This is a genomic window from Parvimonas sp. M20, from assembly GCF_035282425.1.
GTDB lineage: Bacteria > Bacillota > Clostridia > Tissierellales > Peptoniphilaceae > Parvimonas.
Map to the genome: position 1 here is coordinate 1 of NZ_JAYKBQ010000049.1, position 796 is coordinate 796.

Annotated in this window: 1 protein-coding gene; it reads right to left on the minus strand. The window is 46.1% G+C overall.

What is annotated here, in order from left to right; translation table 11 throughout:
* A partial coding sequence (locus VJI93_RS08290) for a hypothetical protein (protein ID WP_324009244.1) occupies positions 1-744 on the minus strand: 744 nt, incomplete at its 3' end.
* Between the last annotated feature and the right edge of the window lie 52 nt (positions 745-796).

Sequence of the window (796 nt, forward strand, 5' to 3'; positions counted from 1 at the left end):
GTCCATATCGGCGCGTGTAGTTGCCTCATTGGAGATTAATGCCTTGGATATTTCGCTTTGAGTCGTATCCTCAACTACGAAATAGTCAACTTCCGTAATATTGTCGGGATTATTCTCATAGTTAAGGAACATAACCGGACGGAAGTAAACAGTACTAGCTGGGATCTCGCAGGATCCACCATACTGGGAATAGAATGACATACCTTTGCCGATAACGACTTCGCGATCATTCCATCCGTTATTCAGTACACTATCACTTAGAACATTCGGACCAAGAGGATAATTACCTATACCATCATTTGCCGCAACTACGTTGCCGGCAGCATCATAAAATACAGCGCCAAAGAAATAACGTCCAGATCCTAAAGCACACCGCCAAGAAACCCGCAACCTAAACTTTTGATCCGCCGAGGTAATATAAACTTTACGGCCTTCTACTTGATTATAACGCACACCCTGCACGGTACGCAGAACATTAGCACGCCCATAAGAAGATGCAACCACCATCCCCCGAGGAATATTACTCCAGCCCGCAGTATCATTGTCAAAGTATTCGTTGAAGGAAGTGTTAATAACCCCCCGAACACTTGCCTCGATCGTGTCTGAACGATTGGACAGAGCTGATACAGCGGTTGCCCGATTAATTTCCTCGGTTTGAATACGGGACAGATTGCCACTAATATCCTGCTGCATCTGTCCCTGGACAGTACGGATAGAAGCAGTATCAGCCTTTGCACGATCCACTTCCGTGGCCAGATTAGTACCTACATTAGCAATATCTGCGCGCGCAGAAGAC